9 protein-coding genes are annotated in these 9,730 nt (G+C 69.1%); 7 read left to right on the top strand and 2 right to left on the bottom strand.

The window, feature by feature from the left end; translation table 11 throughout:
* The first annotated feature begins 165 nt into the window (after positions 1 to 165).
* The 6 genes from B1L11_RS42845 to B1L11_RS42820 are packed head-to-tail and all read left to right on the top strand — an operon-like array spanning position 166 to position 5,589.
* Positions 166 to 720, top strand: coding sequence for a hypothetical protein (locus tag B1L11_RS42845; RefSeq protein ID WP_079320885.1), 555 nt, complete (start codon positions 166 to 168; stop codon positions 718 to 720).
* Positions 672 to 1,097 (top strand): hypothetical protein, encoded by a 426-nt coding sequence (locus tag B1L11_RS42840; protein ID WP_079320884.1) that lies wholly within the window; start codon positions 672 to 674, stop codon positions 1,095 to 1,097. The genes B1L11_RS42845 and B1L11_RS42840 overlap by 49 nt, the downstream gene beginning before the upstream one ends.
* Before the next feature lie 42 nt (positions 1,098 to 1,139).
* Positions 1,140 to 2,471, top strand: coding sequence for an alpha-amylase family protein (locus B1L11_RS42835; protein WP_079320883.1), 1,332 nt, complete (start codon positions 1,140 to 1,142; stop codon positions 2,469 to 2,471).
* A gap of 43 nt (positions 2,472 to 2,514) precedes the next feature.
* A complete protein-coding gene (locus B1L11_RS42830; RefSeq protein WP_256863395.1) occupies positions 2,515 to 3,867 on the top strand; it encodes a histidine kinase in 1,353 nt (450 codons plus the stop codon).
* Positions 3,864 to 4,085, top strand: a complete 222-nt coding sequence (locus tag B1L11_RS42825) for a response regulator transcription factor (protein WP_079320882.1) — start codon at positions 3,864 to 3,866, stop codon at positions 4,083 to 4,085. Before B1L11_RS42830 ends, B1L11_RS42825 begins: the two co-directional genes overlap by 4 nt.
* Before the next feature lie 31 nt (positions 4,086 to 4,116).
* Entirely contained in the window at positions 4,117 to 5,589 is a 1,473-nt protein-coding gene (locus B1L11_RS42820) for a recombinase family protein (RefSeq protein ID WP_143737963.1), read from the top strand.
* A 4-nt stretch (positions 5,590 to 5,593) separates the two neighbouring features.
* Here the strand turns inward: B1L11_RS42820 and B1L11_RS47670 are convergent, their stop codons facing one another.
* Positions 5,594 to 5,737, bottom strand: coding sequence for a hypothetical protein (locus tag B1L11_RS47670; RefSeq protein WP_179155584.1), 144 nt, complete (start codon positions 5,735 to 5,737; stop codon positions 5,594 to 5,596).
* 1,059 nt (positions 5,738 to 6,796) lie between these two features.
* Between B1L11_RS47670 and B1L11_RS42815 the strand changes: the two genes are divergently transcribed.
* A complete protein-coding gene (locus B1L11_RS42815; protein ID WP_143737962.1) occupies positions 6,797 to 8,362 on the top strand; it encodes a hypothetical protein in 1,566 nt (521 codons plus the stop codon).
* A gap of 560 nt (positions 8,363 to 8,922) precedes the next feature.
* Here the strand turns inward: B1L11_RS42815 and B1L11_RS42810 are convergent.
* Positions 8,923 to 9,345, bottom strand: coding sequence for a hypothetical protein (locus B1L11_RS42810; protein ID WP_143737961.1), 423 nt, complete (start codon positions 9,343 to 9,345; stop codon positions 8,923 to 8,925).
* Between the last annotated feature and the right edge of the window lie 385 nt (positions 9,346 to 9,730).

The raw sequence follows: 9,730 nt of genomic DNA, 5'->3' as shown, positions 1-9,730 counted from the left end.
ACTACGTCGCCGGATCAACGCGTACATCGACCACTGCATGGCCGACCGCGACTGCCCGGGTGAGTACCGTGCTCACCGGTCACCTCGACGCGATCACGAACCCCCGGCGCACCCCGCCCCAGCGCACCCCGTCCCAGCACCCCCGGCGCGCTCGCCACCGCCGCCATGGCGGTGGCCGGGCTCGCGCTGGCCGGCGCCGGGGCGAGCGGGATCGCCTTCGACATCGTGGGCGGGATCATGGCGGCGATCGCGGCGGTCAGCGGGGAGAGCGGCGTCGTCGACCTGGGCTTCGACCTGCCGATGGCCGCCGCCCGCGCCGCCGCGCTCGCCGCCGGCACGACGCTCCTCGTGACCGCCGTGACGTGCGCCGCCGCGCGCGCGGCGCCTGCGCGCGCTGCGGCCGGACCGGAGACTGCGACGAGGACTCCTCCGCGGACCTGGTTCCGAACCGTACGGGCGGCCCAGGGGCCGGCGGCGTGGAGGGCGCCGCCGGGCGCACGTCTCCCGCCGGTGGGGGCCGGGGGACGGTGGCAGGCCCGGGGGTCGTGGCAGAGGCTGAGCGTCCGCGCCGGATACCTGACCGTGCTGCTCGCGGCCGGGTACGGCGCGCTGAAGGTGCAGTGGGGCCTCGGGGGCACGTTGGCCTCGCCGATCCCCGGGCGTTCGGGGACGTGCACCTGTGGACGCCGGGGCTGGGCGACACCGGGGTGCTGGCGCTGATCGGCATGGCGCTCGGGCTCGGTTTCGCCCGGACCTGGCGGCCGCCGCTGCGCATGCCGCGGTGGATGCCGCTGACCGCCGCCTTCGTGGGGAGCGTCATGCTGGTCCCTGTCGGCGTCCTCGGCACGGGACTGCGCGTCGCGGTGGCCCTCGGCCTCGCGAAGCCGTCCCTTGAGGGCGTCTCTCCTTGGGTGTTCGACGTCATCTATCCCTGGTTCCTCGCCTGGGGGCTGGCGATGGGGACGGCGGCCGTCGGCTACCACTACCGCACGCGGGGCGTCTGCCGCGCCTGCGGCAGGGGGCGCCCCGCCTTCGTAGGGCATGCCGGCGCCGAGGGGCCGCCCACACGGGAGGAGGCGGAGACGACGACACTGTGATCAGACGGACCGGGACCAGACGGACGACGGTGAGGAGCGGCTGTGACGTCGTGGAGCGACCATGCGATCTGGTGGCATGTCTACCCTCTGGGTTTCACCGGCGCCCCGCTGACGGCGGCACCCGAGGGAGCACCGGTCCGGCACCGGCTGCGGCGTCTGGAGAGCTGGCTCGACTACGCCGTGGACCTCGGCTGTTCCGGCCTCCAGCTCGGCCCGATCTTCGCGTCCGAGACGCACGGGTACGACACGGTTGACCACTTCCGTGTCGATCCCCGGCTCGGGGACGACGACGACTTCGACCATCTGGTGGCCGAGGCGCGGCGGCGCGGGCTCCGGGTGCTGCTCGACGGGGTGTTCAACCACGTGGGCAGGGGGTTTCCGGTCTTCGGCCGGGCGCTCGCCGAAGGGCCGGGCTCCCCCGCCTCCCGCTGGTTCCGCCCGGGTGACGGCGCCGGCGGCTTCGCCGTGTTCGAGGGCCACGACCACCTGGTCGCGCTGAACCACGCGGAGCCCGCCGTCCTCGACCATGTCGTACGGGTGATGAGCCACTGGCTCGACCGCGGCGCGTCCGGCTGGCGGCTCGACGCGGCGTACGCGGTGCCGCGCGCCTTCTGGCGGGAGGCCGTCACCCGGGTGCGGCGGGAGCATCCCGAGGCCTGGTTCGCCGGCGAGGTGATCCACGGCGACTACGCGGCGTACGTCACCGAGGGCGGGCTCGACTCGGTGACGCAGTACGAGCTGTGGAAGGCCATCTGGAGCTCCCTCAACGACGGCAACTTCTTCGAACTCGCCTGGGCGCTCGACCGGCACGACCGGCTGCTGGAGGTGCTCGCGCCGATGACGTTCGTCGGCAACCACGACGTGACGCGTCTGGCCAGCAGGCTCACCGATCCGCGGCACCTGGGGCACGCGCTGGCCGTCCTGATGACCGTGGGCGGGGTGCCGAGCCTCTACTACGGCGACGAGCAGGCTTTCCTCGGGATCAAGGAGGAACGCGCCGGGGGCGACGACGCGATCCGGCCCGCCTTCCCGGAAGGACCCTGCGACCTGGCGCCGCACGGCATGCCCGTCTACCGGCTCCACCAGCGGCTGATCGGGCTGCGCCGCCGGCACCCCTGGCTGGTCCGGGCTCGTACGAAGGCCGAGCACGTCGCCAACAAGGCCCTCGCGCTGCGCAGCGAGGGACCGGCGGGAGAAGTCGTCACATTGCTCAACATCGGCGACGACGCCTACCGCTTCCCCGTGGACGTCTCCCGGCTGACCGTCGCGGAGAGCGGCGCCGGGACGGAGAGCTGGACAGGGGCGGCCGGCTCGGACGGGGACCCCGCTCTCGTGCCCGCGCACGGGTGGCGGATGCTTGTCCACAGGCCGTGACCGGACGGCACCGCGTTCGCCGCTCGTGCGGGACGATCGGAACGTGAAGCGCGTCCTCGCCCCGCTGCTCGACAGGGTCACCTACCGCAGGTGGGCCTGCCTGATCGTCGGTGGGGCGCTGCTCATGCCCTACATGATGGCCGGAGAGGTCGCGACGGCGCTGTGGCGTCCGACGCCCGACGTCGGCGATCCGCTGCTGTCGGTTCAGCCGTTGATCTTCATCGCGGTGCTCCCCGTGGTGGCCGTGTCGGGGCTGTTCCTGCCGGTCCGGGCCTTCGAGGTCGCCGCCGCACGCACGTTGCTGGGCGCGGCCGTCGAGCCCCCGCCGTCGTCCGTACGGCGGACATGGTCCGAACGCCGCAGGACCGCGGCGTGGTTCACCCTGCACCTGGGAATCGGCGGCCTGGCGAGCGGGGTGACCCTGGCCATGGTGCCGTTCGCGGTCTGGCTTGCTGTCCTTCCGCTGGCCGGGGATCATCTCGGGCTGGTGGACCCCGGGATCCGCAGCGGCTGGGCCACGGCGTGGGGGCCGCCGGCCGGGCTGGCCGTGCTCGTCTGCCTGCTCTTCCTCGCGGTCGGCGCCGGGGCGCTGCTCGCCCGCCTGGCCCCCGCGTTCCTCGGGCCGTCCGCGGCCGACCGGCTCGCCCTGGCGCGGCAGGCGGCCCACCGGCTGGCGGTGCGCAACCGGCTCGCCAGGGAGCTGCACGACTCGGTGGGCCACGCCCTCAGCGTGGTGACCGTGCAGGCCGCCGCCGCTGGCCGGGTGCTCGACCGCGACCCCGCCGCCGCCCGGGCCGCGCTGGAGGCGATCGAGACCTCCGCCCGGAGCGCGCTGGACGAGCTCGACCACGTCATCGGCGTCCTGCGGGAGGGCGCGGGGCGGACCTCCCCCGAGCCGTCCCTCGGCGACCTCCCCGCGTTGCTCGACGCCACCCTCACCGGAGACAGGCCGGTCTCCCGGCGGCTCGGCGACCTGTCCGCCGTGCCTCCCGTGATCTCCCGGGAGGCCTACCGCGTCGTACAGGAGGCGTTGACCAACGCGATCCGGCACGGCACGGGCCCGATCGAGGTCGACGCCGGCGTACACGACCGCGTCCTGGAGGTGTGCGTGCGCAACGAGGTCCGTCCGAACCACCGGCGAGGCCCGACCGGACCGCGCCGGCGCGGCAGGAGCGGCGGCATTCCCGGCACAGCGGGGCACGGGCTGGACGGCATCCGGGAACGGGTGACGCTGCTCGGCGGCCGGATGGAGGCGGGAGGCGACGGCGAGACGTGGCGGGTCGAGGTCCGCGTCCCGCTTCCGGGCGCGGACGCCGCCCTGCTCCCGGGCATACGCGCCGAGAGCGCGGGCGAAGGCATGGGCGAGAGCTCCGGCGAGGGGCGGACGGAGACATGAGCGAAGGCATCGGGGTGCTGCTGGCCGACGACGAGGACCTGATCCGCACCGGCCTGCGGATCATCATCGAGTCCGAGCCCGGCCTGAGCGTCGTGGGCGAGGCCGCCGACGGCGCGGCGGCGGTGTCGCTGGCCCGCTCGCTCCGGCCCGACGTCGTCCTGATGGACGTACGCATGCCGGCCGTTACAATGATAGACCAAAGCACATCTGTCTCATAGCCCTCACGCGCATCACCCCCTGGAGTTGCAGGTGCCGACCCCCGCATCCCCCTTCGATACGCTGACGCCACGGCGCAGGGGCAAGATCTACATCCGGGTGTCGAGCACCAAGGGCCGCGACGAGATCTACTCACCGGAGATGCAGGAGCAGGCGGCTCGCGCCAGGGCGGCCCAGGAGGGCATCGAGGTCGTCGGGGTTGTCTACGACCTGAACAAGTCAGGTCGGGACTTCGCCAAGCGCAAAATCCAGGAGATGATCGACGAGGTCCGCCGCGGCGAATACGAGGTCGTCCTGCTCTGGAAGTGGAGCCGGTTCGGCCGGAACCTGCGGGACTCGCTGAACAACCTGCACGAACTGGAGAAGGCCGGCGGCGTTGCGCTGTCCGGCACCGAGCCCGGCGACAGCCACACCACGATGGGGCGATTCACCCGTGGCCAGATGCTGCTCATCGCCGAATTGCAGTCCGACCAGATCGGGGACTCCTGGCGGGACACCCATCGCATCCTGCTGGACATGGGACTCCCCCACAACGGCGTGGCCCGCTTCGGGTACAAGCGGGTAGGCAAGACGTACGAGCCAGAGCCGATCATCGCGGACGCCCTCGCCGAGATGTACCAGCGATACGTTGATGACGAGCCGCTCAGCTCGGCGGCCCGTGACATGGCCAACCTCGGGATCAGGGCCAGCAACGGCGAGGTCCTTACCAGCGCCAGATGGCTGACTGCCATGGAGACGGGCTTCGCGGCCGGACTAATCAGGAAGCGGAAGCCTGGAGCAACGAGTCGACGCTTCGATCAGTGGGACTGGTACCCCGGTGCCCACCCGGCCATCATCAGTCGGGAACTGTGGGATGCCTTCTGCGCGAAGAGGACCAGTTCACTGGGTAGGAACTGGGCCTCGACGAAGGCCAAGTACAGCATCTCCGGCATCCTCAGGTGCTGGCGTTGCGACCGCAAGATGACCGCCGGCGCCGATGCCCGCACGCCGCCCCAGGTCAGGTTCCGCTGCCCCGGCATCGTCACACGTGAGTGCAAGGGGGTGACTGTCCTGCTGAAGGTCGCGGAGGCCGAGATCCTGGAGTGGACCGAGAACCGGGCCCAGTCGCTTGAAACAGTCGAGGACATGGCGCGGAAGGCCGCCACCGAAAGGACCAGGTCGTCCGAGATCGATAAACTCCAGCGGGCTGTGGCGGACGCCGAGCGGCAACTGGAGCGCCTCGTCGAGTTGTACGAGGACGACGCCATCGACCGGGAGACGTACAACCGGCGCAGGGCAATGCGGGAGTCTGAGCGATCCCAGGCTCAGATACGTCTCTCGGAGCTGGGAGCAGCCGAAACTGCCGCCAAGAGGGCGATGCCGCCGGAGTTCTTCAAGGGGATGCGGGAGGCCTGGCCAGTCATCTCCCAGGACCGTCGTCGTCAGTTGATCAAGCAGGTGGTGCAGAAGATCGTCGTCCATCCAGGTCATCGCGGGGACAAGCGCTTGGAGATCGTCCCGTTCTGACGCCTCACGCCGCCTCCTGCCCCTCAACCGGAACGGGAAGGCGGCCCTCCTCCCACGCCTCGACGAGTGCGAGCGCGAGGATCTGTGCGAACCGTTCCCAGCGCTCGCCCTCGGTCAGTTCACTCGGGTGCCTATCCAGGTCGCGCATATTTCGAGGCTAAGGAGCAGGCGCCCAAAAATGTTAGTTGGGATGCGGCGTGAGAAATTCCACACCTGGGGATAGTTGGGATATTGTCCGGCCCCCTCACCCGGACGTGGTATGGGCGGCGACGGCAAGTTGGGATATTCAAGTCGGAGTTATCTCCTAACTTGAACTGAGTGGCCGACCGGGGTAGGACAGCGGCGGAGGTGAGTTTCCCCGAAGCCGCCAGAACGGCCAATGGGGCGTTCTGCGGGCCGCTCGGCGGCCAGGGGTCCAGAATGGTGTTGATAGGGCCGGAGAATAGCCCTGAGGGCCGCCGAGGGGCTAAGGCGGCGGGAGGCCGGATATGCAACCACGGACCGAGGTGCCGATGCCGGTGAATCCGGCCGGAGATCGATCACGTAGCCGAGGGTCCACCCCCAGGCCGGGAAACCCTGGTGCCGGGAATCCCGATCCCCCCGCCCTCGGGCTTGGCCTGGCTTTTGGGCGTTTCCCTGCGGTCGCGCTCCGCGCGTCGTACGAAGTACTGTGGATCAAGATCTCAGTCTAAGAACCTCTGACTACTATCGCCGCTCAGTGGCGGACTCCATCGCCGCTCAGTGGCGGACCTCATCGCCGGTCAGTGGCGGACCTGACTCTGACCTGCTCGCTTGTCGGACAGCACATGGTGACAAACCTTCGGCCGCGTTAAGTTGGGATTTCGCGCTGGCTTTCGTCGGATTCCCACAAAATGGCGGGAGTGGCGACTGGCTTCCGACCGGATTAGCACCCTCGGCGATCTTGCCGCCACATTCCCGGAAAGGGTGCGTGCTATCGTGGTAATTGGTCCGAATAAGAAGGCCCGCGAGTGCTGGTAACACTCCGGGCCCGCGAGATGAAGGATGGGTTCATCTGATGCTTAGTGTAGCAGTCCGCACTACGCAGCGGTACTTCGCGGCGATTCCTGAGCCACTCGTTTTTTCAGACCAAATGACCAGCACCGGGATTCGCATCATCGCCCTTGTCCTCGCGAGCAAGCGGGACTACAGCGCCTACAACGATGACGGTGACGGTATTCGCTGGCCGATGTTTACCTACCCTGAGATCGCCAAGAAGCTCCACACGTCGGAGCGCACGGTTGAGCGTGCCGTTGAGCGGCTCAAGCGGGACGGCTTCCTCCGCACCCGCCAGACCAAGCGGGGCGACAAGCAGGGCAACGAGTACGAGGTCCTCTCGCCGGAATTGGCGGACGACACGTTCCGGGGAAAGCCGCGCATCAGCCGCAGGGCCCAGACGTGGGTGGCGATGAGCGTCATCACCGCGCACATCTCCGACCGCGCGTTCCACCTCCTGCTGATGCTTGAGGCCACCGCCAAGTCCTGGGCGTCCGCCAAGATCCCGCAGAGCAAGCTCATCAAGTACTTCCCCAGCAATCGGAGCGCGGGCGGCCACACCAGCCTGACACAGCTCAACGTCTGGCTCCGTGAGCTGGAGGCCGCCGGTCTGCTGATTAGGAACCGCGAGCGCGCCGGGGACAAGAACGAGTACATCCTCCACAAGGAGGAGGTCGTGGTGAACGGCGCGAGGATCGCCGACGTGAACGCGCTCCCGGTGCTGGCCCTGCCCACCCAGCACACCGAGGAGGAGATGGAGGACGACATCCTCAACGCTCCGCGAGGGATGCTCGGCTTCTCCGGCATGGACCTGGCCAGGGCGTTCCGCAAGAAGATCAAGGACCGCGCCTACATGGACCGTGAGTGGGCTGCGGCCCTGAAGCGGCCCGGCTCCATCAAGCTCCCGGCGATGGCCCATACGTTCGACCGGTGGCTCAGCGACGGCATGGCCTACAGCGACATCAACGCCATGATCGACTACTACCCGGCGAACACGAGCTACGGCGCGGACCCGAAGTGCCTGCCGGAGCACGTCAAGGAGTACCTGGGTCGCACGCCGATCTGGAAGGACTTCCTGAACAACCGGGCCCTCCTCGCTGCCAAGGTCGCCGAGCGGCGGAAGGAGGCCAGCTACTGGGACTCGATCGACGGTGGTAAGTCCTTCGACACCGGCTCGTCGGTCGCCAGCGCGGACCTGTCCGGGATCGGGACTGACGGGGACGGCGAGGACCGCGCTGAGAACCGCGAGGACCTCGGTCCCGTGTCCTTCTTCCAGGAGACCGGTCCTGACGCCGAAGCGCTGGAGGACGAGGACCGCGAGGACGAGACCGAGTTCGAGGCCACGGTGGTGGACTACCTCGCCCTGTGCGCGAAGGACGACACTCCGCAGGGCATCACCCGGTACTTCAACCGCCTGATGGATCGGAACGGCCACCGGATCGGCGCGAGCTGCGGGGCGATGTCGAGCACGTTCTACTCCTGGCTGCGCGAGTTCACGGCGGACGAGATCCGGGACAAGATCGTGGTGTTCGTCGAGAAGGCAGACTTCGGTCCTCGCGGCGACGCCTGGTCCTACTTCGTCGAGACCTACGGTCCCGTGTACGGGCCGGTCCCGGTCCCGGTCCCGCAGGATGGTTCCATCGCTGCCCAGGTCCTCGCGATGCTGTCCTCGCGCCGGGAGGACCAGGACCGTATCGAGGACCGCCCCGAACTCAGCGAGGGCCTCGTCGAACTCACGCATGACCGGAACAGCGCATGACCCGGTACCGCCGGGCAGCGAACCGGCACGGCACGAGGGCGGCCTGACATGACGAGCGAGATGCTGCCCTTACCTTGCGGTGGTGGCGTCGGCCGCCCGCGTCCAGGAGCAGATCGCCGCCGACCCGGCCGCCCCTTCGGTAGCACGGAACCGGGCCCGGCAGCCGGCTGACCACCTGCGCCAATGGATTCAGCCCGGCAGCAGCGAGACCCCTGGAGCCAGCGCCGTGTAGCCCCGCGTGACAGGCTGAGAAATCGGGGACCGAAAACCGGGCAGGCCGAGGCGCCGGAGACGTCCTCAACCCCCATCCGATCCATACCGCCAGGCCTTCCCCGGTTCCCGTGGCCGCCAGCTCCCGCACCGGATCGGATTTTCACGCCAGCCGAGCCCGGATTATTAGGCCGCGGGCTGCATCGCCCCAGGTCAAAAATACCCTCGGACCCGTAGCCGGCCCCCGGCCAAAATCGGCGAGGGTCAGCGTGGCATCCCCTCAGACCCTTCCAGCACCTCTATCTCCAGCTCGCAACGTGCTCCGCTGCCAGCCGCACATCGCGCGCGTATCACGATCTGTTGGTCTTCGCCGGGTCAGTGACCAGCCCACCGATGACCGAGAACACCGCGCCGATCGCCACCATGTACAGCCCCGGGCCAACGCTGGCTGCCACGAACGCCGACGACGACGACGGAAGCTGGGCGAGCTTGTCGTTGACAGAACCGAAATCCACCACGGCTACTAGCCCGGCAAGCGCGCCAAGCGCGATCGGCACCCGCTGGAGCCAACCCGGCACGGACGCGGTCACCCGGGCCAAGCCGATCGCGAAGAGTATCGCTCCGACCACGAGCGACACGACGCCGTCGCCACCGCCGTCGATACCGTTTCGGCTAATCGTGCCCAAGATGGGCGCGGTGATTGTGACCCAAGGCAGGAACGATCCAACAGCAACCAAGCCTCCTCCGAGCAGCGTGAGTAAGCCGAACGTCAAGTTCTTCTTCTGTGCCTGCTGCGGTGGGAACTGTGCCCCGGGTGCCTGGTGAGGCGGGTACTGCATCCCGGGTGCCTGGTGAGGCGGGTACTGCATCCCGGGTGCCTGGTGGGGCGGATACTGCGCCCCATATGCCTGCTGCGGTGGGTACTGGACCCCGCCGGGCGAGCCAGCGATCGGAGGGCGGGTGACGCCTTGGCCAGGGTCCGGTTCGATCGTCTCGGACAAGGTTGCGGTCCTCTGCGGGGGTGGGGGGTGAATGATCAGAGGATAGCCTCAGACTCCCGGGCTGTCGCGGGGGTTGCGTCCACGGGAGTGGTGTAAGAGTTTCCGCTGGTAGAGGCGTGGCGTCGTGAAATGAGGACGGCCATCGCGTGATCCTTCG

The sequence above is a fragment of the Microbispora sp. GKU 823 genome, assembly GCF_002027145.1.
Taxonomy (GTDB): Bacteria; Actinomycetota; Actinomycetes; order Streptosporangiales; family Streptosporangiaceae; genus Microbispora; species Microbispora siamensis.
This window is presented reverse-complemented; position numbering and strand designations above follow the sequence as displayed.